The following is a 26,072-nucleotide window of genomic DNA, read 5'->3' as shown; positions in this document are numbered from 1 at the left end:
CCGCCGGCCTCTTTTGAGTTTGAAGTGGTGCTCCATGGGTGCCGCTTCGGTGTAGCCGCTGGCATTACGGCGGTGCAGAGATCCAAGAAAGGACTAACATGGCCAAGGAAGCCGTACGCGTTCGTCGTCGCGAGCGTAAAAATATCACGTCGGGCGTCGCACACGTCAACTCGACCTTCAATAACACGATGATCACCATCACCGACGCGCAGGGCAACGCTATTGCCTGGTCGTCCGCTGGTGCCAAGGGCTTCAAGGGTTCGCGCAAGTCGACCCCGTTCGCTGCCCAGATCGCTGCCGAAGACTGCGCCAAGAAGGCTCAGGAACACGGCATGAAGTCGCTGGAAGTTGAAGTTTGCGGTCCGGGTTCCGGTCGTGAATCCGCTCTGCGCGCCCTCCAGGCTGCTGGTTTCATGATCACGTCGATCCGCGACGTGACCCCGATCCCGCACAATGGTTGCCGCCCGCGCAAGAAGCGTCGCGTCTGATCATCGCCACTCACGACACCGGCCGGGGTAGATGCGCCCGGCTTGGTGTTACTCAAGCTCGGTTGCCACGATTGGATGGTGGCAACGAACGGAAGGCAAAAACATGATTCAGAAAAACTGGCAGGAACTGATCAAGCCCAACAAGGTCGAGTTCACCTCGAGCGGCCGCACCAAGGCAACGCTCGTGGCCGAACCGCTGGAGCGTGGCTTCGGTCTCACCCTCGGCAACGCGCTGCGTCGCGTTCTGCTGTCCTCTCTGCGCGGCGCCGCTGTAACGGCCGTGCAGATCGACGGCGTGCTGCATGAGTTCTCCTCTATCCCGGGCGTCCGGGAAGACGTGACGGACATCGTGCTGAACATCAAGGAAATCGCCATCAAGATGGACGGCGATGATGCCAAGCGCATGGTTGTCCGCAAGCAGGGCCCAGGCGTAGTAACGGCTGGCGATATCCAGACGGTCGGCGATATCGAAATCCTCAACCCCGAGCATGTCATCTGCACGCTCGACGAGGGTGCCGAAATCCGCATGGAATTCACCGTCAATAACGGCAAGGGCTATGTGCCCGCCGAGCGCAATCGTGCGGAAGATGCTCCGATCGGCCTCATCCCGGTCGACAGCCTCTATTCGCCGGTCAAGAAGGTGTCCTACAAGGTTGAAAATACCCGCGAAGGACAGGTTCTCGACTACGACAAGCTGAGCATGTCGATCGAAACCGATGGTTCGATCAGCGGTGAAGATGCCGTCGCTTTCGCGGCTCGCATCCTTCAGGATCAGCTTGGCGTGTTCGTCAACTTCGACGAGCCGCAGAAGGAAACCGAAGAGGAAGCAGTTACCGAACTCGCTTTCAACCCGGCGCTCCTCAAGAAGGTGGACGAACTCGAACTGTCCGTTCGTTCGGCAAACTGCCTGAAGAACGACAACATCGTCTACATCGGCGACCTCATTCAGAAGACCGAAGCAGAAATGCTCCGCACGCCGAATTTTGGTCGCAAGTCGCTGAACGAAATCAAGGAAGTTCTCGCTTCCATGGGCCTGCACCTCGGCATGGAAGTGCCGGCATGGCCGCCCGAGAACATCGAAGATCTCGCCAAGCGTTACGAAGACCAATACTAACCAACAAACTGCAGGCGAACGATGTCTGCAAGTGAAGGAGAATAGCCATGCGCCACGGTAAAGCCGGCCGCAAGCTGAATAGAACCGCTAGCCACCGCAAGGCGATGTTCGCCAACATGGCGGCTTCGCTCATCACCCATGAGCAGATCGTCACCACGCTCCCGAAGGCGAAGGAAATTCGTCCGATCGTCGAGAAGCTGGTAACCCTCGGCAAGCGCGGTGACCTGCACGCTCGTCGTCAGGCCATCTCGCAGATCCGCGACGCTGCTGTCGTTTCGAAGCTCTTCGACGCGATCGCAACCCGCTACGCCACCCGCAACGGCGGCTACCTGCGCATCATGAAGGCCGGCTTCCGCCAGGGCGACAACGCTGCTCTCGCAGTCGTCGAATTCGTTGATCGCGACGTCAATGCCAAGGGTGCAGCCGACAAGGCTCGCGTTGCCGCTGAAGAAGAAGCCGCAGCCGCTTAAGGCTAAGCTTCGGATTAAATATAAAAGGCCGGATGAGCGATCATCCGGCCTTTTGTCGTTTGCGCTAGGGTGGCGACCTTTCAATCTCCCCGATTGTTTTGGAGTATTGCAAGCAGCCTTGCTGAGTCGCAGGCGACTCGGGTGCATCAGGGCAGGGAGCGTTGTGGGACATGCAGCGAAAATTGACGCGCGGGAGACTGCTTCTGGTCGTGGCGCTGCTGGTCACCATCGCCAGCGGTCTTGCGTTGCGGCGCTATGGTTATGCGATCAATCTGCCCTTCGTGGTCGTCAAATATGGCGGCTCGCTCCTATGGGGAGCGATGGTCTATTGGCTCCTGGCCGCAATCTTCGTGTCGCCAGTGCGTTTTGGGATTGCCGCGGCGGCATTGCTTATCGCGGTCGCCGTAGAGTTTTTCCGGCTTTGGCACACGCCTGATCTCGATGCTTTTCGATTGACTGCCGCCGGAGCCCTGTTGCTGGGCAGGGTATTCTCGCCGTGGAATATCGTCGCCTATGCCGCCGGCATTGCGCTGGCGCTGGCGCTCGATTGCGCACTGTCCGGAACGAGGCGCTCGGCTTGATATTCTTGCCTAGCTTCTATCTCGGCGACCTCGATCGTTGCTGAGTGATTCACTAGGCCATCGGTCGCTTGTGATCCCGGTCGGTTACCGCTGCCCCTCCCGATATTCGCATAGCTGCATTTCCTATTTAGAATAGCGCTTTCGATGATAATAATTTGAATCCTAATTAGTTTAGTGCTAATAGGTTCTCATGAACTCGTCAAACGCCCTGCAACGCATATTCACCGCCAATCTGCTGACCACCGGCCGCCAATGGCGCCGGGCTGTCGATCTTGCGCTGAGCTCCCATGGCATATCCGAGGCGGTGGCCGCGCCGCTGCTTTGGATCGGCCGCCTGGGGGGAGGAGTGCGGCAGGTGGTGCTCGCCACCTGTGTCGGCATCGAGGGCCCGTCTCTGGTTCGGCTGATCGATCAGCTCGAAGGCATGGAACTTGTCATCCGCAAGGATGATCCCACGGATCGGCGCGCGAAGGGCCTGTGGCTGACGCCTGAGGGCGAAAAGCTGGCTTCCCGTATGGAAGACGTACTTGATGAGCTGCGTGGCAAGATCCTTGCCAATGTCGACCCTGCGGATATCGAAGCCGCGGTTCGCGTCCTGAAGGCTTTCGAGGAGTTTGAGGCATCCAAGGCCGTCGAACCGGAGCCGGAGAAGGTCTCATGAGCGTTCCATCCTGGCGTGAGTGGTTATTTTCCGTCAAAGCCTTCATTGCTGCGATCATGGCGCTGTTCATCGCCTTGTCGCTCGATCTGCCGCGTCCCTATTGGGCGATGGCCGCTGTCTATGTGGTCGCCAATCCTCTTGCCGGCGCAACCAGTTCCAAGGGACTTTACCGCGCGCTCGGCACGCTTATCGGTGCTACCGCGTCGGTCATTCTCATCCCACTCTTCGTCAATGCGCCTGAACTGCTTTCGATCGTGGTAGCGCTCTGGACCGGCACCTTGCTGTTCATCTCGATGCTCGATCGCACCTCTCGCAGCTATGTCTTCATGCTGGCTGGCTATACCTTGCCGCTGATCGCGCTGCCGACCGTCGGCTCGCCCGAAACTATTTTCGATGTGGCGCTTGCCCGCTCCGAGGAGATTATTATCGGCATCATCTGCGCGAGCGTGGTAAGCGCCGTCGTCTTTCCAAGCAGCGTCGGCACCGTGCTCGGCCAGCGCATAGGTTCCTGGCTGGATGACGCCGGCACCTGGGCGGATGAAATCCTGCGCGGCGAGGGCGCTTCGCCCGCAACTCCCCTGAAGCGCCAGAAGCTTGCAGCCGACGTTTCTGGCCTCGATCTCGTCATCAGCCAGTTGCGCTATGATGCCGGCAGCCGCGACATCGTGAGACATTCGCGCGAGCTGCGTGGCCGTTTGTTGATGCTGCTGCCGCTCTTCTCCTCACTTGCCGATCGCCTCCACGCCTTGAAAGCTAGCGGTAGGCCGCTGCCGCAGGAATTGGTTGCCGTTCTGAATGAGGTGGCCGACTGGCTCGGGCAGGGCGGTCGCGGCAAGGCCGATGGAACGGCCGAGACCTTGTCGCGGAAGATCGAGGAGTTGCAGGAGGACGACCTCGATATCGGTTGGGACGATCTCGTCCGGTCGAGCGCTCTCGCTCGCCTCAAGGAAATTGTCGACTTGTGGCAGGATTGCCTGACGTTGCGCGCCCATATCGTCTCAGGACAGCAGGTCGGTACCTGGCGTCCCGCATTCCGCTACCGCAATGTCGTCGGTCGCAGCAGGCATTATGATTACGCCCTGCTTGCCTTCTCTGCCGGTAGCGTCATCGCCGGGATTGCCGTCGCCTGCTTCTTCTGGATCTATTCCGGCTGGGCGGATGGTGCCGGCTTCATCGCCATGGTGGCCGTTGCCTGCTCGTTTTTCGCCGCGCTCGATCGTCCCGCCCCCTTCATCACCACCATGTTCATTTGGACTGCGGTGAGCCTGGTTATCGCCTGCGTCTGTATCTTCATGGTGCTGCCGTCGATTTCCGGTTTCGAGATGCTGGTGCTGGTCTTTGCACCGCCCTTCCTGGTGATGGGGCTGCTGATTACCCGCCCGCAAACCAACATGCTCGGCATGCTGCTGGCGGTAAACGGTGCAAGTTTCATCGCGCTGCAGGATCGTTACACCGCCGATTTCGCCAGCTTCACCAACAGTGCGATCGCCGCTCTGGCCGGTGTTGGCTTCGCCCTTGTCTGGACTTTGCTTACACGCCCATTCGGCTCCGAGCTCGCCGCCTGGCGGTTGGTCCGGGCCGGCTGGAGAGATCTGGCCGAAACTGCTGCCGGTATCCGCCGCGCCGATCATGAACGGCTCTCCGGCCGCATACTCGACCGCCTGGGCCAGCTCGTGCCCCGCCTTGCAGGCATTGAGGACCGAGAGCTGAAGAAGGTCGATGGCTATGCCGATGTCCGTCTCGGCTTCAACGTGCTGATGCTGCAGAAGGAGCGTGGCCAGCTGAAACCGGCTGCCGCTGCATCCGTCAGCGAAGTGCTCATCGGCGTATCGGATTTCTATCGTTCGCGGCTGAAGGCAAAACGGGCCGTGGATCCGGCCGATGACCTGCGCGCCTCGATCGACCATAGCCTAGAAGCCGTCGCGCAGGAAAAGCGAGATTCCGCTCGGGCGAGCCTTGATGCGCTGGTCGGCCTTCGCCGGGCGCTCTTCCCGCATGCCGAACCGCCGGCGAGCTGGCGACCGCCCGTAGCGGATACAACCCAACCTCATTCCATTGCCGCCGAGTAATATCATGCCCGCAGAATTCGATCTTTATGGCGTCTATATCCCGCGCCTTCTCGTTCTCATGCTCCTGACGCTCTTTGTCGTCATCATCCTTCGACGCCTGCTCGCATGGATCGGAGTCTACACTCTGGTCTGGCATCGCGGTCTTTTCGATCTCGCGCTTTACGTCCTGCTGCTCGGCGCCGTCTCCTCAGTCTCCCGTTGGTACTTCACATGAACGCGTTAAAACTCATCGGCCGTGTGGCTGTCACTCTCATCTTCGTCGTTGCCGCCGTCTATGTCGGCCGCCAGCTCTGGGGCCATTACATGGACGAGCCGTGGACGCGCGATGCGCGCCTCAGGGCCGATGTCGTCGGCATCGCGCCTGACGTCTCCGGCCTGGTGAGCGAGGTCCTCGTCAAGGACAACCAGACCGTCAAGAAGGGCGATGTCCTCTTCCGCGTCGATCGCGATCGCTTCGCCATCGCTCTCGAACAGGCGGATGCAGCCCTTGCAAGCAGCAAGGCGGCTCTCGATCAGGCCCAGCGTGAAAGCGCGCGGCAGGCGCGTCTCGGCGATGCCGCCTCCCTGCAGCAGAAGGAGCAGGCGCTGACCACCGTGCAGCAGGATGAAGCCGCTGTTCGTCAGGCGACTGCCAATCGAGAACTCGCCCAGCTCAATCTCGATCGCTCCGAGGTTCGCGCCACGGTCAACGGCACGATCTCGAACCTCAGCCTGCGTCCGGGCGATTATGTCTCTGCGGGCACCGCCAAGGTGGCGCTGATCGACAGCGATTCCCTGCGCGTCGAAGGCTATTTCGAGGAAACCAAGCTGCCGCGTATCCATGTCGGCGACGAAGTCCATATCCATCTGATGGGCCAGGCCGAGAAGCTGACCGGCCACGTCGAGAGCATCGCCTACGGCATCGAGGACCGCGAGCGCACCTCCGGCAGCCTGCTTGCCAATATTACCCCGACCTTCAGCTGGGTACGCCTGGCGCAGCGCGTGCCGGTGCGCATCGCGCTCGACAAGGTTCCCGAAGGCACGAAGCTGATCGCCGGCCTCACGGCGACGGTCGAAGTGCAGGAACAGGGCCAGGCGAAGATCGCCAGCGCTGCGGAATGACAATAGCTTGAAAAGGACAGGGTGGCCGTCTTAGGCCGCTCTGGAACTCGATGCAGGAGCTGGCTTGCGCGCCGCCCGCCGCCTTTCCATCATGATCGGCCGGTAGGATCTGTAGAGGATCATCGCGATCAGCAGACCGATGTAGATGAACTGCTCCAGCGACAGCACCTTGGTCGATAGCGCAAAGTGCAGAGCACCGCAGGCGGCGATGATATAGACGAGGCGATGCAGCCAGATCCATTTCTTGCCGAGCCGTTTGATCGAGAAATTGTTCGAGGTCACGGCCAAGGCCAGCAGCATGACGAGCCCCGCCATGCCGAACATGATGAAGGGCCGCTTCAGCACATCGTCGATGACGGCCTGTACGTCGAGCGCTTGATCGAGGACCATATAGACGGTCAGGTGCATCAGCGCGTAGTAGAAACAGAGCAGGCCGAGCGCGCGGCGATAGCGTAGATAGTTCCAGCCGAAGAGATCGCGAAGCGGCGTCACCGCAAGCGTCAGTAGCAGGAAGCGGATCGCCCACAGGCCCAGGAAGAGCTCGAAGGTTTTCACCGCATCGGCGCCGAGCTGATCGGTAGCGCCAAGATAGAATTCCCAAGCCGCCGGTAAAAGCCCGACAAAGTAGAGCGCCCAGACGGAGGCGGGTTGCCAGCGCTTGGGAAGAGCGAAGGAGAGGGCCATCAGAAATTCACCCTGAGATCCATGCCGCTATAGAGGCTGGCGACCTGATCGGCATAGCCGTTGAAGGGCAGGGTGGGGTGGCGGTTGGAGCCGAAGAAGCCGCCTTCGCCGATGCGGCGTTCGGTCGCCTGGCTCCAGCGCGGATGATCGACGGCCGGATTGACGTTGGCATAGAAGCCATATTCCTGGCTGTTCGTCGCCTGCCAGGTATTGATCGGCTGCTTGTCGGTGAGCGTGATGCGGACGATCGACTTGATGCCCTTGAAGCCATATTTCCAGGGCACGACGAGCCGGATAGGCGCGCCGTTCTGGTTGGGCAGGGTCTCGCCATAGAGGCCGACGGCAAGCAGCGTCAGCGGGTTGCGCGCCTCATCCAGACGCAGGCCCTCGACATAGGGCCAGTTCAGGGATTGCAGGAGGCCCGACTGCCCCGGCATTTCTTCAGGTCGCACCACCGTCTCGAAGGCTACATATTTGGCGCTGCCCTGTGGCTCCACCTTGTCGAGCAGTGCGGAGAGCTGGAAGCCGTCCCAGGGAATGACCATCGACCAGGCCTCGACGCAGCGCATGCGATAGACGCGCTCTTCCGGCGGGAACTCCTTGATCAGCGCATCGATGTCGAAGGTGCCGGGCTTGTTGACCATGCCGTCGACCTTGATCGTCCAGGGACGTGGCTTGAACTTGCCCGAGAGGTTGGCCGGATCGGCCTTGTCGAGGCCGAACTCATAGAAATTATTGTAGGTGGTGACATCCTTGATCGGCGTCAGCTTCTCATCGACCGTATAATTGCTCTTGGTCGCCGTCAGTGCCTCGGCCAGCGCCGCCTTGCCGCCGATAGCCGCCATGCCGATGCCGGCCCCTGCTGCCGTTAGGAAGTCGCGGCGCTTCAGATAGATCGAGCGGGGTGTAATCTCGGAGGATGCGATTTTCGGCGGGCGATAGGCGGCCATGGAACGATTCCTTTATGCGATAGCAGCTTCGATATGAGCGATACGCAATGGACACAGGTTTTGTTACACTCTTAGGCAGGCATTTCTTTGGAAGTGAAAGCAACTTTTTGTGTGCGCTTGTGATCGGGCCGTTTCGTTCCCAACTTTGGTCAAGCGACTTGTTTGCCCGGACGTGGCCCTTGCCCGGCAGCGTACCGGATTCGCTCGAGTTGATAGTGACAGTACTGCATGATTGGATTAGGACAATTCCAAAAAGCGGAGTTGCCGGCGTCCCCTTCGGCGCAAAACCTTTGGCCCATGCCCGACGCCGCACAAATTCCAGGATGACGAGGAAGACACCATGCCAGCTTATCGTTCCAGAACAACCACCCACGGCCGCAACATGGCCGGCGCGCGCGGCCTTTGGCGCGCGACGGGTATGAAGGACAGCGATTTCGGCAAGCCCATTATTGCGGTGGTCAACTCCTTCACCCAGTTCGTACCCGGCCACGTTCACCTCAAGGATCTCGGCCAGCTCGTCGCGCGTGAAATCGAGGCGGCCGGCGGTGTTGCCAAGGAATTCAACACCATCGCCGTCGATGATGGTATCGCCATGGGCCATGACGGCATGCTCTATTCGCTGCCGTCGCGCGAGCTGATCGCCGACAGCGTCGAATACATGGTCAACGCCCATTGCGCCGACGCCATGGTCTGCATCTCCAACTGCGACAAGATCACCCCCGGCATGCTGATGGCGTCGCTGCGCCTCAATATCCCGACGGTCTTCGTGTCCGGCGGCCCGATGGAAGCCGGCAAGGTCGTCCTGCATGGCAAGAAGGTCGCGCTTGACCTCGTCGACGCCATGGTTGCCGCGGCCGACGACAAGATCAGCGATGAGGACGTCCAGGTCATCGAGCGCTCGGCCTGTCCGACCTGTGGCTCGTGCTCGGGCATGTTCACCGCCAATTCGATGAACTGCCTGACTGAAGCGCTCGGCCTGTCGCTGCCGGGCAACGGCTCGACGCTCGCCACCCACGCCGATCGCAAGCGCCTCTTCGTCGAGGCCGGCCATCTCATCGTCGACCTCGCCCGCCGTTACTACGAGCAGGACGATGCATCCATCCTTCCACGTTCCGTCGCCTCCAAGCAGGCCTTCGAGAACGCCATGGCGCTCGATATCGCCATGGGCGGCTCCACCAACACGGTTCTGCACATCCTGGCAGCTGCGCACGAAGGCGAGGTCGATTTCACCATGGCCGACATCGACGCGCTGTCGCGCCGCGTCCCGTGCCTGTCCAAGGTTGCGCCCGCCAAGAGCGACGTTCACATGGAAGACGTGCACCGCGCAGGCGGCATCATGTCGATCCTCGGCGAACTCGATAAGGGCGGCCTCATCAACCGCGATTGCCCGACGGTTCACGCCGAAACGCTCGGCGACGCCATCGACCGTTGGGATATCACCCGTACCAACAGCGAAAGCGTACGCGAATTCTTCCGTGCGGCTCCGGGCGGGGTTCCGACCCAGATCGCCTTCAGCCAGAGCTCCCGCTGGGATGAACTCGATACGGACCGCGAGAAGGGCGTCATCCGCTCCGTCGAGCATCCCTTCTCCAAGGATGGCGGTCTTGCTGTCCTCAAGGGCAATCTGGCGCTTGACGGCTGCATCGTGAAGACGGCCGGCGTCGATGAATCGATCCTGAAGTTCTCCGGTCCGGCCAAGGTCTTCGAAAGCCAGGACGCTGCCGTCAAGGGCATCCTCAGCAACGAAGTGAAGGCGGGTGACGTGGTCGTCATCCGATACGAAGGCCCGAAAGGCGGCCCCGGTATGCAGGAAATGCTCTATCCGACGAGCTACCTGAAGTCGAAGGGCCTCGGCAAGGCCTGCGCGCTGATCACCGACGGCCGCTTCTCCGGTGGCACCTCGGGCTTGTCGATCGGCCATGCTTCGCCGGAAGCGGCCAATGGCGGTACGATTGGCCTGGTGCGCGAAGGCGACATGATCGACATCGACATCCCGAACCGCACCATCAACTTGCGCGTTGATGACAAGGAACTTGCCGCTCGCCGCGAAGCGCAGAACGCCAAGGGCTGGCATCCGGCGGAAGCGCGTAAGCGCAACGTCACCACGGCCTTGAAGGCTTATGCCGCTTTTGCGACCAGTGCTGATCGCGGTGCGGTCAGAGATCTTGGCGGCAGATAGATAAGGCCCTTCGCCCCGCGCAGCGGGGAGAAGGTGGGCCGGAGCAAGTGAGCAAAGCGAAATTGCTCCGGGTCGGAGGAGGGGTTTGTCGCTACCGATAGCGAAATCCGAGTTCGCCGATCTTGCAGCAGTCCCTTACCCTGACCCTCTCCCCGCAGGCGGGGCGAGGGGACATCTCCGTTTAAAACCTTTAAGTCATTCAAACCAATTCCTTACAGTGGCCGATTGATCTGCTTGTAGGTGTCGTTCAGCACCTTCAGGCGCTCCTCATAGGACGTCTTCAAGCAGGCGACATCCGCCTCGCAGGCCTGCCGCTTCTTCAGCCATTCGGTCTGCTGGTCCTGCATCGTGCCGCGCGCACCCATGGCAAGCAGCCCCGAAAGCAGGTCGAAGGTCGTCACCATTCTCACGTCGGCATCGTTGAGCGCCCTCACGTCGCAGATCGTCTTCTCATCCGGCTTCAGGTTCTGCGCCTCGCAATCGAAACTGGCGGCGTGAGAGGCACCGGCCATGCCCAGAGAGACGAGGAAAGTAGCGGCGGCAAGATGGTTCAATCGCATGTCTGGTTCCCTTTTGACGATTCCCAACGCGAAATGCATCACAGCATGTTTTTGTTCGGCGAGCCTGTTTTTTATCGTCGCCAGCTTCCATTTATGCTTCATGGTTCCGCCCTCTTTTCTTTCTAGCGTCGGGCGCTACAACGTTGTTTAAAGAGAATTAAAAAGGGAAATTTCTATGCATGTCTTCCTGAAGCGCACTGCCGTTTCGATGATTGCCCTCGTCATGGCGATGCCGCTTTCCGCTGAGGCTCAAACGGCAAAGACGGTGCCGCAAAGCCAGACGCAGATGCAGCTTTCCTTCGCTCCGCTGGTCAAGCAGACCTCCGGCGCCGTGGTGAATGTCTATGCCGAGCGCGTGGTGCAGCGTCAGTCGCCCTTCGCCGGCGATCCCTTCTTCGAGCAGTTTTTCGGTCAGCGCATGCCGAATCGCACCGAGAAGCAGTCTTCACTCGGCTCCGGCGTCATCGTGGAGGCAAATGGTACCGTCATCACCAACAACCACGTCGTCGATGGTGCTGACGATATCAAGATCGCGCTTTCGGACGGCCGCGAATTTCCCTGCAAGGTCGTCCTGAAGGACGATCGCGTCGATCTCGCCGTCTTGAAGATCCAGTCGAAGAACGAGAGCTTCCCGGTTCTGCCGCTCGGCAATTCCGACGGCATCGAAGTGGGCGACCTCGTGCTTGCGATCGGCAATCCCTTCGGCGTGGGCCAGACGGTCACGAGCGGTATCGTCTCGGCGCTTGCCCGTAACCAGGTCAAGAACGAGGTTGGCTTCTTCATCCAGACCGATGCCTCGATCAACCCTGGCAATTCGGGCGGTGCGCTCGTCAACATGACCGGCGAGCTGATCGGGCTTAATACGGCGATCTTCTCCCAAGGGGGTGGCTCCAACGGTATCGGTTTTGCCATCCCCGCCAATCTGGTCAAGGTCTTCCTTGCCGCAGCCGATCGTGGCGACAAGGCCTTCGAGCGCCCCTATATCGGCGCCTCCTTCGAGCCGGTGACATCGGACGTCGCCGAAGCGCTCGGTCTCGACAAGGTCCGCGGTGCCCTGGTGACCAAGGTGGTCGATGGAGGACCGGCGGCCAAGGCTGGCCTCAAGCCCGGCGAAGTGATCACCGCGCTGAACAATATTTCCATCGAGCACCCCGATGCGCTCGGCTACCGCCTGACGACGGCAGGTCTCGGCGCAACAGTTGCGTTGACGGTGCTCGACAACGGCAAGGAGCATCAGGCCACGATGACGCTTGCCGCCGCACCCGAATCGACGCCGCGCGACGAGCGGGTGATCGACGGCAACAATCCTTTCTCCGGTGCGACCGTTGCCAATCTCTCGCCGCGCGTTGCCGACGATCTGCATATGCCGCCGGATTCCACGGGCGTCGTCATCGAGAGCCTGAAACAGAACTCGCCGGCCGACAGGCTTGGATTTGCCGCCCGCGATATCGTCATTTCCATCAATGGGGTGGCGATCAACACGACGGAAATCCTTCAGAAGACCGTCACGTCAAACCCCAGCTTCTGGCGCGTCGAGATCGAGCGTGACGGCCAGCGTATCAGGCAGTTCTTCCGATGAGCGATGATCTGTTTGCACCGCGGATACCGGAGGAGGTCGCCAACAAGCGGCCTCTCGCCGATCGCCTGCGGCCGCAAACACTGACCGAAGTCACCGGTCAGGAACATTTGACCGGTGAGGACGGCGTTCTGCGCCGGATGATCGAAGCGGGTTCACTGGGATCGATGATCTTCTGGGGGCCGCCAGGCACCGGCAAGACGACGGTTGCGAGGCTTCTTTCGGGCGAGGCGGGTCTTGCCTTCGAACAGATTTCGGCAATCTTCTCCGGCGTTGCCGATCTGAAGAAGGTGTTCGAGGCGGCGCGGTTGCGCCGCATGGATGGCCGCCAGACCCTGCTGTTCGTCGACGAGATCCATCGCTTCAATCGCGCGCAGCAGGATAGCTTCCTGCCTGTGATGGAGGACGGTACTGTCATTCTTGTGGGAGCGACGACCGAAAATCCATCCTTCGAACTCAACGCCGCTCTTTTATCCCGCGCCCGTGTCTTGACCTTCCATTCGCACGACGAGGAAAGTCTGGAAGAGCTGCTGCGCCGGGCCGAGACCGCGGAGGGCAAGCCGCTGCCGTTGACGGAGGATGCCCGTGCCAGCCTGATCCGCATGGCGGATGGTGATGGCCGCTCGGTGCTGACGCTGGCGGAAGAGGTCTGGCGTGCCGCGCGCAAGGACGAGCTTTTCGATCCGGATATGCTGGTCAAGATCGTCCAGCGCCGCGCTCCGGTCTATGACAAGGCGCAGGATGGGCATTACAATCTGATTTCTGCGCTGCACAAGTCGGTTCGTGGCTCCGACCCGGACGCCGCACTCTATTATCTCGCCCGCATGTTCGATGCCGGTGAGGATCCGCTTTATCTCGGGCGTCGGCTGGTGCGCATGGCGGTGGAGGATATCGGGCTTGCCGATCCGCAGGCTCTGGTTATCTGCAATGCTGCCAAGGACGCCTATGATTATCTCGGGTCGCCTGAAGGTGAATTGGCGTTGGCGCAGGCCTGCGTCTACCTTGCCACCGCCCCGAAATCCAATGCCGTCTACACGGCCTTCAGGGCGGCGACCCAGGCCGCCAAGCAGAATGGCTCGCTGCTGCCGCCGAAACACATCCTGAACGCGCCCACGAAGCTGATGCGCACGGAAGGCTATGGCGACGGCTATCGCTACGATCACGACGAGCCGGATGCTTTTTCAGGGCAGAATTACTTTCCGGAGAAGATGGGTCGCCAGACCTTCTACGATCCGCCGGAACGGGGCTTCGAGCGTGAAATCCGCAAGCGGCTGGATTGGTGGGCGAAGCTGCGCAAGGAGCGTGGCGAGCGCTAGTCCATATATCACCTGGCGGTGACGGATTGCCGCTATGCTTTTTGCATGCGTGGAACGGTTACCCTGTCCACCATTTTGACGCTCGATTCCGCCAGGCTCTTATGACCTTCCATATCGACCACCAGATGCCAATGGCCAGCCTCCGGAATGACCAGCCGTATCGGCGATTTCTTGGCAACGCCGCCGAGAAACTGATGCTTCAGCGTTTCGGTGAAGCGCTCGAAATTCGAGCCATTCATCAGCCTGACATTGGCAATGGCCGAGAGCGTGATTTCGATCACCGTTCCGGCGCGCTGTTCCCCGAGATCGTAGTGGCTATAGCGGAAGGCAGGCTTCGACATTGTCTTCTGTTCTATGGATATCTGGCGAAAGTTTACCTTGGGGCGGTTAAGGAAGCGTTCGGCGAGATATTGTCGAAGCCTGCCAAGGGCAAGTTCAGTGCAGGTTTGACGGGGCGGGGATAAAGCCATCCAGATCGAGGATGACGCCTTCGGGTGCCAGGCAGATGTCGGCCGGATTGTGGTTGCACTCCTCGGCGGCGAAGTGGAGGGCCGCCGCTTCATTGCGGAACAGACCGCCAACGAGGCCTTGCCGGTCCTGAACGATCCAGCTGCCGCGGCGGTCACGACCGATGATGAAGCGCGCCGGCGCCGGAGCGAGCGGGCTGTGGGCCGAGCGACGTTGAAGATGTTGTGCGTTTGCCATCGTTATTTCCTCTTGGATCTCTTCGATTTCACTCAGTGCCCGGTCAGATACAGCCCCATTTGCAGGGCGGCGGCGATCAGGAGGACAAGTCCGAGGCGCGGAGCGACGGAACGAATTCCGTCCAGCAATGCGTCCGAAGAGAAGTGCCGCTCGTTGCGCGCAAACGCGACGGCGCGAGGGCGTTGGAGAGGGTCGGCGGATAGGCCGACTTGCCTGTGGCGTGACATCATGGTTCCTTTCAGTGTCACCAGCACTACGGGTCCGATAAGACCATTTCGGTGCTACGCTGTTGAATCTATGAGGGGGCTGCTAGGTTTTCCATTTGCCTGAAATGGCAAAAATATAAAAATCTCATAGGGATGAAGCGATTTCACAATCCCCGGCGATAGGCATGGCGCGAGGCAAACCGGCCGCTGCCATCAAGCTGAAACGGAGCAATTGCCGCCTGGATGGCCGCGGCTGTCTCAGTGCCGACGCCAACCAATGGCAGGCGAACCTCCGCTTCGATATCTCTGGCTAGTGACAAGGCATGTTTGATCGTCGCCGGCTCACTTTCGCGGGCGAGGGCACTGAACAATGGCTGCAGACGCTCGTCGATGGATCGGGCAGCGCTGACGTCGCCGCACGCGGCCGAATACTGCATGGATCGAAAGAGGCGTGGGACGATATTGGCCGCACTGGAGAAGCAGCCATGACCGCCCGCAGCCGTGAAGCCGAGCGCGTTGGCGTCGTTGGATGTGAACAGGCCGAACCCCTCCGGCAGGAGATGTCGCCAGAGATCGATGCGCGAGATATCGCAGCCGTCGTCGGCGATCCCGATAATCCCTCGAATTTCGGCAAGCCGCGCGACCGTTGTCGGAGCGAGGTCGACGGCGGTATGCGATGGCTGATTGTGGATGATGATCGGCAGTTCGGTCCGCGCCGCCAGCTGCTCGAAATGGTGGATGATCCCTTTTTGCGTCGGCTTGGAATAATAGGGCACCGTCACGAAGGCCGCATCGGCGCCAAGGCGCTGTGCCTGTATCGTTTCCTCCAGGGTCGTCTTCGTGTCGTTGGTTCCGGTCGCTACAATGACGGGCACCTTGTCTTCCGAAAGCTCGATGCAGATTTCGATGGCACGAATGCGCTCGGTCTCCGTCAGCGTCGGGCCTTCGCCGGTCAGCGAACAAACGAGAAGCCCGTCCATCCCGCTTAGCAGCTGCCACTCGATATGAGCCATCATATCGACGCCATCGAAAACGCCGTCGCGAAAAGGCGCGACGAGGGCGGTGATCGCACCGCCGACACGCCTTCGAAAAGTCGGTCTACTCATGTCTGTGAAATCTCAGAGATAATGCAGCACGATGAAAAGCTCGAGGGCGCCGAGCAGCAGGCCGAAGGCGAGCATGGCCTGAAAGGTGCGCTTTTCCCGAACCTGGCGCGAGCGAGGTTGGTTCTTACGCGGTCTCTTCGTTGTTTCAGCCGATGCCGGAATGCGATGATGCTTCTCGTCGCTGTTATGAACGAGAACACGGATGGATTCCGTGAGATTGGGTGCGTGCGTGTCGAGCATGGGATCTATCTCCATATTCCACCGCAAGTGTAGAGCCGGGTCCCATAGGAAATCCATTCAGGGCCAAAGACGAAGAAGTAAGTGGAATATAAAGAACCGACATGCCAGGAATTCCTCCGGAAGCTGGCCCGTGGATCGCTGCCGGAGGATCGAAAAATATCTGGCGTAGTCGACCGCCGCCTACTCGGCGCCTTGCTGGTTCTTGCGGTCGAGCTCCGTCACCAGCGCCAGGATGGTCGTCGAGACCGGCGTCGGTATATTCACGAGCTTTCCGAGCGAGACGACGACGCCCACGAGAGGCGTGATTTCCAGCGCCTTGCCTGCCAGCAGGTCCTGCAGCATCGAGGTGCGGACGGGTCCGATCTGGCGGGAACGCGCAAGACGTTCCTCAACGGACATGGCGATGTGCGATCCCAAAGCCTCGGCAACGGCTTTTACCTCGCTCATCACCTGACCAACCATGGCGGCTAGTGCCGAGTCTTCCATGATATCGGACATCAATCCGCGGGTGAGCGCGCTGATCGGATTGAAGGCGGCGTTGCCCATGAGCTTGCTCCAGATATCGTCGCGAATGCGCGAGGAAATCGAAACATTGACGCCGGCCCGCTGCAGCAGCGCAGCAATGGCTTCGATATCGCCCGTCGTCTCCCCTGAAGGTTCACCAAGGATGAAATGTCCGTTGTTGGCGAGCTTGACCTCGCCGGGTGCGACGACTTCCGCTCCCTGATAGGCGACGCAGCCGATGACGCGCTCCGGCCCGATCAGACGCCAGAGATCGCCGTTCGGGTCGAGCTCTTCTATCTGGTGTTCGGCGTAACCGCTCTGGCTATCCCGGTGAAAATACCACCATGGTACGCCGTTGAGGATCATGACGACGCGCGTACCGGAATGCAGCAATTTCGCAATGCCCGGAGCGGCTGCGCCAAGCTGATGACCTTTGAGGCCGGTGATAACGACATCTTGCGACGGCAACTCGCCTGAATCCGAGGTTGCTGTTATCTGTGCAACGATAGGACTGTCCGCATCCGCTTCCCACAGGCTTATGCCGCCAGCGCGAATAGCCTCCAGATGGGCTCCACGCGCCACGACGGAAATCTTGGTCTGGCTTTCTTTGGAGGAGGCGAGCTTGGCCGCGATCGCACCACCGAGCGCGCCGGCGCCGTAGACACAGATGTTCTTGATGGGAGAGGACGTCATGACTTGATGCTCCGAACGAAGTCGCATGCCCCTGCCAAGATATGGCGGGACGGTGATTTGGCGAGTGGTTTATCCGATTGCCGGCAGTTGAAACTGAAAATTACGTAGCCTTTCGACACGATACGGATCTCTCGCAATTTCACCATGCTTGTGCGGCTTGAATAAGAGGCTTTTTTATTCGGCGTAGGCTTGGGCTAGTCTTTACCACAATCACATCCTAACCTCTGTCACATCGCTCTGGACCGCGGACAACCGGTGCGATATCGATCTCTCAATTGTCCTTTCTAAGTTGATGAATTCGCCGGGGAAGATCGTTGCGTTTCGAAGCCCTCAACCGTCTCTGGGATAGCGTTCGAGAGACCAGCCATGATTTCCGTGCGTCGACGGATGTTTTTCCCGTCGTCGATATCGAAAAGCTAGGTGCGACCCTCGACCTGAAGGAAAAGGGAGCCGCCGCCGGGCGTCAGAACCGGCCGCCGCCGGATGCGCAATCGCATGATGAGACGGAGCAGCGCATCGTCTCCTGGGTCGAGGCGGAGAAGAAAAGCTCCTATCAAATCCTTGAAGATCAGTTCCAGACCTTCGACAGCCGCTTGCGGAACCTCGATTTCGAGGGGCAGTTCGGGCTGATCCGCCAGGCGAACGCGTCAAGCGTCTCGGATTTCAAGGCGGAAGTGGCAAGCGGCGTCGACGAGCTTCACGGCCTGCGCCGCAAGCTGAAGACGGCCGAGGACGAGATGGTGGGCTTCAAGGCCAGGCACAAGCTGCAGCGGGCCGCCAAGGTTTCCAGCCGTGCGGCATGGGGCTTCAAGGTCTCGCTGATCGTCTTCCTCGTGCTCATCGAAATGGTGATGAACGGCAGCTTTCTGGCCAAGGGAAGCGAGCAGGGTCTCGTCGGTGGTGTAACCGAGGCGGCTGCCTTCGCCTTCCTGAACATCGGCACGGCGCTGATGTTTTCCTTCTTCTGCGTGCGTTTTCTGGTGCATCGCTCCTATGCGCTGAAGCTGCTCGGCCTGCTAGGGCTTGTCGCCTATGTCGCCGTGGCCTTGGGCATCAATATTGCGCTGGCGCATTATCGCGAGGTCTCTGCAACGATCTTGAGCGGGGCCGGCGCCGAGGTGATCCAGCGGCTCAAGACCGCACCGCTCGGGCTGCAAGAGCTGAACTCGTGGATGCTCTTTGCCATCGGCCTGATGTTTTCGCTCGTCGCCTTCATCGACGGCTGCTATCTGACGGACCCCTATCCGGGTTTTGCCGGCGTGCAGAAACGTCTCGATGCCGCGAGGGACAATTACATCGACCGCAAGCTTGATCTGATCGAAGATCTCCGCGAGATCCGCGACGAGCACAACAGCAAGATCGAGGAGATCATTCGCGACCTTTCGCTGCGCCGGCAGGAAACGGCTGCCATCATCGCGCATCGCGCCAGGACCGCAGGTCTCTTTGCCGAACACCAGAACCATCTTGAGCGCGCCGCCAATGTGCTGCTCACCTCCTATCGCGATGCGAACCGGGCTGCGCGAACAGAGGCAGAGCCACCCTATTTCAAAACCGCTTACAAGATGGAGCGCCTGGCACCTGTCATTCGCACCGAAGAAGAATGGGACGACAAGGTACTCGGCGCACGCATCCAGAGCGCCCAGGCGGAATTGTCGGAGCAGATCAAGCGGATCGGCGACGAATTCGAGCGCGCCATCGAGAAATACCATCAGCTCGACAATCTTTTCCCGGAGAGCATCCTTGGCTCGACGCAAGCGGCGTAGCCGGGGCGGCGGATCCGCCGGCCTCATCATCGCAACGGTTTGTCTCGCCGTCCTGTCCCTCGGGATCGTCGGCGCCTATGGCTGGCTGCGCTACAAGGCAAGCGGCAATGTCGCCGTCGACCAGGCGTCTCTTTGCCCGATTGATGGCCCGAAAGCGGAAACGGCCATCCTCCTCGATGTTACAGATCCGATCGCCGATACGACGGCGCTCGATCTGCGCAACCAGTTCCAGAAGATCGTTGCGGATGTGCCAATCGGCGGCGCGATCGATATCTATGCGCTCACTGAGCAGGAAGGGGAGCTGATCCAGACCTTCCATGGCTGTAATCCGGGAAGCGGCGCGAATGTCGACGAATGGACCAGCAATCCGCGTCTGGCGCAGGCGCGGTGGGAGAAGGGCTTCCAGAAGCCGCTCGCCGATATCGCCGGCAAGCTGACCGCAGGCGAGTCCGGCAGGCTGTCGCCGATCATGGCAGCCATCCAGAAAATCAATCTGGAGGTCTTCGCCAATGCGCCGGCAGGCTTGCCGAAGCGCCTCTACATCGCCTCCGACATGATCGAGCACACCGCCGCCTTCTCTAATTACAAGGATGGCGTGTCCTATCAAAAATACCAGAACAGCCCTGCGAACGATCGTTTCCGCACGTCACTGAGCGGTGTCACGGTCAAGATCCTCGCCTTTCAAAGGCCCAACATGAAGTTCACCATGGAGGATCTTGCAAATTTCTGGGCGCAGTGGATCAAGAACAATAAGGGTGATTTTGGCGGCTTCGTGCGGCTGGAGGGGATACGCTGATGGCCAATACCGATGCCAGATATCTCATCCGGGATTACGGGCCGATGGTGCTTTTCGCCTCCATCACCGTCGGCGGCATGATCTTCATCTGGTCATCGAAGCTCATGGGTTGGTCGCTGCCCATCGTGACCGGTGTGCCGCTCGTGCTGATGGGGGTCTACTTTATCGTGTCGCTGGCCGTTGCCGGGTTCCGGCTGCACAACGAGCAGGCGGGCGACAACCTCTATTACATGGGTTTTCTCTTCACCCTCTCGAGCCTTGGCGTATCGCTCTATCTCTTTGCTGGCGAAACATCGATCGAGACCATCGTCCGCAATTTCGGCATTGCCGTCACCTCGACCATTGCCGGCGTGACGCTGCGCATTCTCTTCAACCAGATGCGGCGAGATCCGATCGACATCGAGCGCAGCGTGCGCCATGAGCTTGCCGAGATGACGCGACGCGTGCGCACCGAACTCGATTCCTCCTCGCGTGAATTCTCGCATTACCGGCGCGTCAGCAACCAGATGCTGTCGGAAGGATTCGAGGAGATCGCGCGGCAGGCCGAACGCAACGGCCAGGAGATCAACAAGATCCTGGAAATGCTGGCGAAGCAGGCCGTGACGCCGATCAACGATGCCGCCGCGCAGCTGACGGCGACGACCTCGCAGCTGTCCGAGATCATCGGCACGTTCGGCACCGCCGTCGAGAATGTTGGCAAGAAGCTCGACGAGATCCGCGCGCCAGAGGATGTCGTGCGCGCCGAGCTGGCACCGGCGATCGCCGCCATCAGGGAGATGTCGGAGGCGCAATTGCAGCCATTGCGCAATATCGAGCTGGCGCTCGGTCGCGTGGCCGAAGCGATGGGGCAAACGCCGTTGCCGAAGCCCCATGGCGATATCGCTGCTGAGCCCGAAGTCGTGCAGCGAAAACGCTGGTGGCATCTATGGTAGCTGGAGGCTCGGACAACGCGCCGAAACTGGAGCACAGGGGCTATAATCGTGGCCTCATCCTTGGCCTGACGATGGCCGAATCCATGCTGCTTCTGGTTTTCTGCCTGCTGCTCGTGGCCGCCGCCATGATTTCCGCGGAGAGAAACAAGCGCTACGAGGTCGAGCGGAAGCTTGAGAAGGCCGAGCAGCAAGTCGCGGTGCTGGAAAAGAAGCGGGCGGAGCAGGCGGCCGAGATCGTGCTTCTCCAGTCCAAGGTCGTCTCCGGCGATCTCACAGCGGCCGACAAGGCGGTGGTAGACAAGCAATGGCGGGAGCTGGTGCTGGCGAAAGAAGCGCTAGATAGCGTGACGGACCAGGGCGCAACCCCGGCCGATCTGCAATCGCTGTCCAAGGTCGCGGCCGTTCTGAGGGAGCATGGCATCTCGCTCGCGACAGCCCCCGATGCGGTCAATAAGCTTCTGGCCAGCAATGGCGGCGGGAACGGCATGCACGACTGGCCGCCCATCATCAATCTCGACGATGCCAAGAAGAACTATTTCCAATCCGGAAGCGCCGAGCTCACAGGCACTTTCGCACAGTTGCTCAGCACGACGATTACAGATGAAATCGCCAGCAACCTGAGCCTCTACGGCGCCAATATCGTCGAGGTGATCGGCCACACCGACGAGCAGCCGGTGGCGCGCGAAAAATCCAATCTCGACGATACGATCATCAGTGCCATGGATGGCAAGCTGCCGGTATCGGCTTTGCTGCCCGCTGATAATGCCGGTCTCGGCCTTGCCCGCGCCATTGCCGTCGCCAATGTGCTGAAGGCCAATTCGAAGCTGAAGGATGCCACCATCCTGCCGATGTCCGCCGCGCAGCTGATCCTGCCCGGCGATACCGTCACTTCGGGCCAGCGCGGCGCCGTCGAGGCACGACGCCGTATCGAAATCCGTGTGCGGGGCAGGACGGCGCCCGTTGCCGTCATCAATGTCGGTGCAGCACCCTCAACGAACACGCAATAGTGCTCGTTCGGCCTATCATCAACTTCTGAGGCCGGGGGCTTCGTAACCGGTGCGCTCCACGTACTCGGTGTAACCGCCGGCATATTGGTGGATGCCTTCCGGCGTCAGCTCCAGAACGCGATTGGAGAGCGCTGCCAGGAAATGCCGGTCGTGCGAGACGAACAGCATAGTGCCTTCATATTGCGACAGCGCCTCGATTAGCATTTCCTTGGTATCGAGATCGAGATGGTTGGTCGGCTCGTCGAGCACCAAAAGGTTCGGCGGATCGAAAAGCATGATCGCCATGACAAGCCGCGCCTTCTCGCCGCCCGACAATACGCGGCACTTCTTTTCGACATCGTCGCCGGAGAAGCCGAAGCAGCCGGCAAGGGCTCTCAGGGAGCCTTGGCCTGCCTGCGGAAAATCATGTTCGAGCTGCTGAAATACGGTGCGCTCTCCATCCAGCAGATCCATGGCGTGCTGAGCGAAATAGCCCATCTTCACGCTGGCGCCGAGCGCCACGCTGCCTTCATCCGGCTGCGCCGAGCCGGCAACCAGCTTCAGAAGCGTGGATTTGCCGGCACCGTTGATGCCCATGATGCACCAGCGCTCGCGCCGGCGTACCATGAAATCAAGCCCTTCATAGATGGTGCGGCTGCCATACTTCTTGTGAACGTTCTTCAGCACGGCCACGTCTTCACCCGAGCGCGGCGCCGGCTGGAATTCGAACGCAACGGTCTGGCGGCGCTTCGGCGGCTCGACGCGATCGATCTTTTCCAGCTTCTTCACGCGGCTCTGCACCTGCGAAGCATGCGAGGCGCGCGCCTTGAAGCGCTCGATAAACTTGATTTCCTTGGCAAGCATGGCCTGCTGGCGCTCGAACTGCGCCTGCTGCTGCTTTTCGTTCTGAGCGCGCTGTTGCTCGTAGAATTCATAGTCGCCCGAATAGCTGGTGAGATTACCGGCATCAATTTCGATGATCTTGGTGACGATGCGGTTCATGAACTCGCGGTCGTGCGAGGTCATCAGCAGCGCGCCTTCATAGCCCTTCAGGAAGGATTCGAGCCAGATCAGGCTTTCGAGATCGAGGTGGTTGCTCGGCTCGTCGAGCAGCATGACGTCGGGACGCATCAAGAGGATGCGGGCCAGTGCCACACGCATCTTCCAGCCGCCAGACAGCGCGCCAACATCGCCGTCCATCATCTCCTGGCTGAAGCTCAGGCCCGCCAGCACTTCGCGAGCGCGGCCTTCGAGCGCATAGCCGTCCAGTTCTTCATAGCGTGCCTGCACCTCGCCATAGCGCTCGATGATCTCATCCATCCTGTCGGCCTGGTCCGGATCGCTCATCGCTGCTTCGAGTTCGCGAAGTTCGGCGGCAACGGCGCTGACGGGACCGGCACCTTCCATCACTTCCGCGACGGCACTGCGCCCCTCCATCTCGCCGACATCCTGATTGAAGTAGCCGATGGTGACGCCCTTATCGACGGAAACCTGCCCCTCGTCGGGCTGCTCCTGTCCGGTAATCATCCGGAAAAGCGTCGTCTTGCCGGCGCCGTTTGGCCCGACGAGACCGACGCTCTCGCCTCTGTTGAGGGCAGCGGATGCCTCGATGAAGAGGATGCGGTGGCTGTTCTGCTTGCTGATATTCTCGATACGAATCATGGTTACGCGAGGCCCGAAGAAAGTTTTTCGGGGGCCTTATGCCACGGGTCGGGCGTTCTGTCGCAGCTTTTCGGGCGGAGATGTGAGATCGATAGCGAACTGACGTTCAAGGACGACAATTTCCGGTCCGCCTATTTGCCATACGGGAGAGAAACTTTCGCTGGGCGACGGATTCTGCCCTCGCGTTCGTTCAAGCAGCATGGCTTCCAGCAGGACCGGCGCTTGATCGGATCGCCGGCTCTTCCGCGTGGTTGGAAGTCGCTATATTCATTGTCATCCGTCTCAGCCGAGTTTTACAGATGAAGATTATGAGAAGCACTCAGGGCCGGGTTTGCGCCCGACTGACGATCGCAGCGCTGATCGCCATCGGCGTGTCGGGCGAAGCTCAATTGGCCAATGCGACTTCCGAACACCAGCGGCTCAACGAACCAGTCAAGGAGATCGCGGATCAACGCCTGCTCCTCGACACGCCCGATGGCAAAGGGGAGCTGCCCATGTACGCGGATCATGCGATCGAAGCGGCATCGCCCGATGTGACGAAGGTGCTGATCATAATTCATGGCACGCTCCGAAATGCCGATGCCTATTACGCCGCCGGAGAGGAGCTGCTCGCGAAGGCGGGGGATCTCGCCGACGGTACGATGGTAGTCGCACCGCAATTCCTGATAGGGCCTGACGTGGACGCGTTCTCACTAAATGCGCAGACGCTCGCCTGGACGCAGAATGGCTGGAAAGGCGGTGAGGCCGCGCGCCAGCCGGCGCCGATCAGTTCTTTTGCCGCGCTTGATGCCCTGCTCAAGCATTTCGCCGATCGTCGGTTGTATCCGTCTCTGAAGACCATCGTGGTGATGGGACATTCGGCAGGAGCGCAATTGGTCCAGCGTTATGCCGTGGCCGCAAGAGAGATCGAAGATTTGACGAGCGCCGGCATCTCCGTCCGCTACCTCGTCGCCAATCCTTCGAGCTATCTCTATTTCGACAACGAACGACCGGCCTTGCAAGATCAGCAGGCAGGGTTGGCATCGTGCCCAAAGGCGACGCAATGGCGATATGGTCTGGCCGGCGCACCGCCTTACGTGTCCACACAGGATCCGAAACTCCTCGAAAACAGATATGCCGCGCGCAATGTCGTCTATCTGCTGGGGCAGGCGGACACGAATCCCTACACCCATTTCATCGATCGCTCCTGCGGAGCAGTGGCGCAGGGACCGTATCGGCTCGCGCGCGGGCTGACCTATTTCGACTATATGAGAAAGCGGCATCCATCCGATCTCAATCAGAAGGTCGTCGAGGTGCCGGGCGTGGGACATGATGACGAAGCGATGTTCACATCGGATTGCGGCATTGCTGTTCTGTTCGATCGCCCGGTGCCGCAATCCTGCCCGGTTATCGATGCGACTGCAAAAGTATCCGGAGCGGTGCCGTAAGTTTTCTAGAGTGGTCGATCCGCATCGCGATCACATGCAGGTGGTGGGGCTTTTGGGGTCCGGAGTGATCCGACCGTCCACTTTCATGCTTCAGTTGCGATAGGCCGGCCGCGGGCGCGACGATCTGATTTTTCGCTGTATCGGACGCTCGATGCCCAAGTAGAAAACGATGGCAAAGGCCAGCGAACCCAATGCGATAGGCATAGGCTGCATATCGTGCGGCACCTCGAGACGCAAAAGCAGCGCCGTGACCAGGATGCCCGTGAGGACGTGCCAAACGTAGATGGAATAGGAGGCATCCCCCAGGAAGTGCAGGAATGCCAGCTGCGGCACGCCTCGTTCCCGCTCAGCGAAAACGGCGCCCGATAGCAGCAACATTGCCGGTATGCCCCAGCGCACGGCGCGTTCCAGATGGATTAGCGGGTCACTCGCGATTAGCAGCACGACCCCGATGATCATCAAGCCCATGGCGACGCGAAAGGGCAGCCGATATCCTTGCTTCCACAGATGCCCGATGACGATTCCGGCGGCGAATTCCAGAATGATCGGCTGCGTAAAAATGCTGGCATACCCGTAGGGCAGCAGGAAATGCGCAATGACGACGGCCCCCAGGATCACGATCAGGAACCATAGCCGACGGAACTCCGGCAGGAGCAATGAAACCGAAAAGATAAGATAGAAGAACATCTCATAGGACAGGGTCCAGCCTTGTTCGACGACGGGTTGGAGCGCTTCATCCTTGATAATAGGCACGAAAAACAACGAGCCCAACAGATTGCCGACGCTCGAATTCGTGTCGAAGAAGAACTGCGGTTTCAACACGGCCACGGCAAATGTTGCCAATGTCGCAATCCAGTAAAGCGGCACGATCCTGATGATCCGGCGCCACATGAATTCCTGCGGGCCGATCGGCTTTCCAACCGTCGTAACCCACATGATAAAGCCGCTGATGACGAAGAATATATCGACCCCCGCCGCCCCGATCTTGAAGTTCAGGCCGTATGTTTCGCTCACATGGAAGCAAAGGACGGAGATCGCCGCGATGGCGCGCAGATACTGGATGCTCTTGATATCGTTGCCGGTTTTCAGGATGGTGCCTCCTGCGACTGGACTATTATCGCCGATGCCCTGATGGCCGATTTAGCAATAGAATGCGTCGAAAGGCCGGATACTCATGCGAAATGGCTTGGAGTACGGCAGATATGGCTGGTGGCAACAATTTCAATCAAAATGGATGATTTCCCGCCATTTCGTGTTCGAAATCGGGACATCTGAGGTGATGTGGCATGAACGCCGACCAAGC

The 26,072-nt window shown here is 60.0% G+C and carries 27 protein-coding genes; 17 read left to right on the top strand and 10 right to left on the bottom strand.

Annotated elements, in window-relative coordinates; translation table 11 throughout:
* Positions 1-98: 98 nt before the first annotated feature.
* From rpsK to FHT85_RS24625, 8 genes are all read left to right on the top strand, one after another.
* Positions 99-488 carry a 30S ribosomal protein S11 gene (gene rpsK, locus FHT85_RS24660; protein WP_004118426.1) on the top strand — a complete coding sequence of 130 codons (390 nt, stop codon included), beginning with the start codon at positions 99-101 and terminating at the stop codon, positions 486-488.
* Between the two features lie 103 nt (positions 489-591).
* Positions 592-1,602, top strand: coding sequence for a DNA-directed RNA polymerase subunit alpha (locus FHT85_RS24655; protein ID WP_112337464.1), 1,011 nt, complete (start codon positions 592-594; stop codon positions 1,600-1,602).
* A 47-nt stretch (positions 1,603-1,649) separates the two neighbouring features.
* Positions 1,650-2,072 carry a 50S ribosomal protein L17 gene (gene rplQ, locus FHT85_RS24650; protein ID WP_015339614.1) on the top strand — a complete coding sequence of 141 codons (423 nt, stop codon included), beginning with the start codon at positions 1,650-1,652 and terminating at the stop codon, positions 2,070-2,072.
* 170 nt (positions 2,073-2,242) lie between these two features.
* Positions 2,243-2,653, top strand: a complete 411-nt coding sequence (locus FHT85_RS24645) for a DUF2809 domain-containing protein (RefSeq protein ID WP_183774360.1) — start codon at positions 2,243-2,245, stop codon at positions 2,651-2,653.
* A 190-nt stretch (positions 2,654-2,843) separates the two neighbouring features.
* A complete protein-coding gene (locus tag FHT85_RS24640; protein WP_112399790.1) occupies positions 2,844-3,314 on the top strand; it encodes a MarR family winged helix-turn-helix transcriptional regulator in 471 nt (156 codons plus the stop codon).
* Positions 3,311-5,383, top strand: a complete 2,073-nt coding sequence (locus FHT85_RS24635) for an FUSC family protein (RefSeq protein ID WP_112412018.1) — start codon at positions 3,311-3,313, stop codon at positions 5,381-5,383. The genes FHT85_RS24640 and FHT85_RS24635 overlap by 4 nt, the downstream gene beginning before the upstream one ends.
* A gap of 4 nt (positions 5,384-5,387) precedes the next feature.
* Positions 5,388-5,597 carry a DUF1656 domain-containing protein gene (locus FHT85_RS24630; protein ID WP_015339618.1) on the top strand — a complete coding sequence of 70 codons (210 nt, stop codon included), beginning with the start codon at positions 5,388-5,390 and terminating at the stop codon, positions 5,595-5,597.
* Positions 5,594-6,484 (top strand): HlyD family secretion protein, encoded by an 891-nt coding sequence (locus FHT85_RS24625; RefSeq protein ID WP_112412019.1) that lies wholly within the window; start codon positions 5,594-5,596, stop codon positions 6,482-6,484. Before FHT85_RS24630 ends, FHT85_RS24625 begins: the two co-directional genes overlap by 4 nt.
* A gap of 30 nt (positions 6,485-6,514) precedes the next feature.
* On the opposite strand, the gene msrQ is transcribed toward FHT85_RS24625, so the two are convergent.
* Both msrQ and msrP read right to left on the bottom strand, forming a co-directional pair.
* The gene (msrQ, locus tag FHT85_RS24620; RefSeq protein WP_112412020.1) at positions 6,515-7,171 is read right to left on the bottom strand and encodes a protein-methionine-sulfoxide reductase heme-binding subunit MsrQ; all 657 of its coding nucleotides are present in this window, start codon (positions 7,169-7,171) and stop codon (positions 6,515-6,517) included.
* Positions 7,168-8,118 (bottom strand): protein-methionine-sulfoxide reductase catalytic subunit MsrP, encoded by a 951-nt coding sequence (gene msrP / locus FHT85_RS24615; RefSeq protein WP_112412021.1) that lies wholly within the window; start codon positions 8,116-8,118, stop codon positions 7,168-7,170. Before msrP ends, msrQ begins: the two co-directional genes overlap by 4 nt.
* Positions 8,119-8,458: 340 nt before the next feature.
* Here msrP and ilvD point away from each other — a divergent pair, with 340 nt between their 5' ends.
* Positions 8,459-10,297, top strand: a complete 1,839-nt coding sequence (gene ilvD, locus FHT85_RS24610; RefSeq protein WP_112412022.1) for a dihydroxy-acid dehydratase — start codon at positions 8,459-8,461, stop codon at positions 10,295-10,297.
* A 212-nt stretch (positions 10,298-10,509) separates the two neighbouring features.
* On the opposite strand, the gene FHT85_RS24605 is transcribed toward ilvD, so the two are convergent.
* Positions 10,510-10,857 (bottom strand): hypothetical protein, encoded by a 348-nt coding sequence (locus FHT85_RS24605; RefSeq protein ID WP_112337593.1) that lies wholly within the window; start codon positions 10,855-10,857, stop codon positions 10,510-10,512.
* A gap of 175 nt (positions 10,858-11,032) precedes the next feature.
* Here FHT85_RS24605 and FHT85_RS24600 point away from each other — a divergent pair, with 175 nt between their 5' ends.
* Both FHT85_RS24600 and FHT85_RS24595 read left to right on the top strand, forming a co-directional pair.
* Positions 11,033-12,436, top strand: a complete 1,404-nt coding sequence (locus FHT85_RS24600) for a DegQ family serine endoprotease (protein WP_112412023.1) — start codon at positions 11,033-11,035, stop codon at positions 12,434-12,436.
* Entirely contained in the window at positions 12,433-13,749 is a 1,317-nt protein-coding gene (locus FHT85_RS24595) for a replication-associated recombination protein A (RefSeq protein WP_112412024.1), read from the top strand. Before FHT85_RS24600 ends, FHT85_RS24595 begins: the two co-directional genes overlap by 4 nt.
* A 32-nt stretch (positions 13,750-13,781) precedes the next feature.
* On the opposite strand, the gene FHT85_RS24590 is transcribed toward FHT85_RS24595, so the two are convergent.
* The 5 genes from FHT85_RS24590 to FHT85_RS24570 all read right to left on the bottom strand — a co-directional run bounded on the left by FHT85_RS24590 (position 13,782) and on the right by FHT85_RS24570 (position 17,203).
* Positions 13,782-14,090: a DUF1883 domain-containing protein gene (locus tag FHT85_RS24590; RefSeq protein WP_112337455.1), complete on the bottom strand. Its 309-nt coding sequence runs from the start codon at positions 14,088-14,090 to the stop codon at positions 13,782-13,784.
* A gap of 94 nt (positions 14,091-14,184) precedes the next feature.
* A complete protein-coding gene (locus FHT85_RS24585; protein WP_112412025.1) occupies positions 14,185-14,454 on the bottom strand; it encodes a hypothetical protein in 270 nt (89 codons plus the stop codon).
* A 370-nt stretch (positions 14,455-14,824) separates the two neighbouring features.
* Complete coding sequence (gene dapA / locus FHT85_RS24580) at positions 14,825-15,766, bottom strand: 4-hydroxy-tetrahydrodipicolinate synthase (protein ID WP_112412026.1); 942 nt, start codon at positions 15,764-15,766, stop codon at positions 14,825-14,827.
* Positions 15,767-15,778: 12 nt separating this feature from the next.
* Positions 15,779-16,006: a hypothetical protein gene (locus FHT85_RS24575; protein WP_041677368.1), complete on the bottom strand. Its 228-nt coding sequence runs from the start codon at positions 16,004-16,006 to the stop codon at positions 15,779-15,781.
* A gap of 180 nt (positions 16,007-16,186) precedes the next feature.
* Positions 16,187-17,203, bottom strand: a complete 1,017-nt coding sequence (locus tag FHT85_RS24570; RefSeq protein ID WP_112412027.1) for a ketopantoate reductase family protein — start codon at positions 17,201-17,203, stop codon at positions 16,187-16,189.
* Positions 17,204-17,517: 314 nt separating this feature from the next.
* Between FHT85_RS24570 and FHT85_RS24565 the strand changes: the two genes are divergently transcribed.
* Genes FHT85_RS24565 through FHT85_RS24550 form a run of 4 tightly spaced genes read left to right on the top strand, consistent with a single transcriptional unit; the run spans position 17,518 to position 21,701 of the window.
* A complete protein-coding gene (locus FHT85_RS24565) occupies positions 17,518-18,966 on the top strand; it encodes a hypothetical protein (protein ID WP_112412028.1) in 1,449 nt (482 codons plus the stop codon).
* Positions 18,944-19,762 (top strand): hypothetical protein, encoded by an 819-nt coding sequence (locus FHT85_RS24560; RefSeq protein WP_112337448.1) that lies wholly within the window; start codon positions 18,944-18,946, stop codon positions 19,760-19,762. Before FHT85_RS24565 ends, FHT85_RS24560 begins: the two co-directional genes overlap by 23 nt.
* A complete protein-coding gene (locus FHT85_RS24555) occupies positions 19,762-20,694 on the top strand; it encodes a hypothetical protein (RefSeq protein WP_112337447.1) in 933 nt (310 codons plus the stop codon). The genes FHT85_RS24560 and FHT85_RS24555 overlap by 1 nt, the downstream gene beginning before the upstream one ends.
* Positions 20,688-21,701: an OmpA family protein gene (locus tag FHT85_RS24550; RefSeq protein ID WP_112337446.1), complete on the top strand. Its 1,014-nt coding sequence runs from the start codon at positions 20,688-20,690 to the stop codon at positions 21,699-21,701. Before FHT85_RS24555 ends, FHT85_RS24550 begins: the two co-directional genes overlap by 7 nt.
* Positions 21,702-21,719: 18 nt before the next feature.
* Here FHT85_RS24550 and FHT85_RS24545 read toward each other — a convergent pair whose 3' ends face one another.
* Positions 21,720-23,342, bottom strand: a complete 1,623-nt coding sequence (locus tag FHT85_RS24545) for an ABC-F family ATP-binding cassette domain-containing protein (RefSeq protein WP_112337445.1) — start codon at positions 23,340-23,342, stop codon at positions 21,720-21,722.
* 308 nt (positions 23,343-23,650) lie between these two features.
* On the opposite strand from FHT85_RS24545, the gene FHT85_RS24540 reads away from it, so the two are divergent.
* Positions 23,651-24,769: an alpha/beta fold hydrolase gene (locus FHT85_RS24540; RefSeq protein ID WP_246780079.1), complete on the top strand. Its 1,119-nt coding sequence runs from the start codon at positions 23,651-23,653 to the stop codon at positions 24,767-24,769.
* Between the two features lie 90 nt (positions 24,770-24,859).
* Here the strand turns inward: FHT85_RS24540 and FHT85_RS24535 are convergent, their stop codons facing one another.
* On the bottom strand, positions 24,860-25,783 hold the full coding sequence (locus FHT85_RS24535) for an acyltransferase (protein WP_312861356.1): 924 nt from the start codon (positions 25,781-25,783) through the stop codon (positions 24,860-24,862).
* Between FHT85_RS24535 and FHT85_RS24530 the strand changes: the two genes are divergently transcribed.
* Positions 25,784-26,044: a hypothetical protein gene (locus FHT85_RS24530; RefSeq protein WP_112412031.1), complete on the top strand. Its 261-nt coding sequence runs from the start codon at positions 25,784-25,786 to the stop codon at positions 26,042-26,044.
* The last annotated feature ends 28 nt before the right edge of the window (positions 26,045-26,072 follow it).

It is taken from the genome of Rhizobium sp. BK312 (genome assembly GCF_014193605.1).
Lineage (GTDB): Bacteria > Pseudomonadota > Alphaproteobacteria > Rhizobiales > Rhizobiaceae > Rhizobium.
Note: the sequence above shows the minus strand (reverse complement) of the source record. Positions and strands in the feature narration are given on the sequence as shown.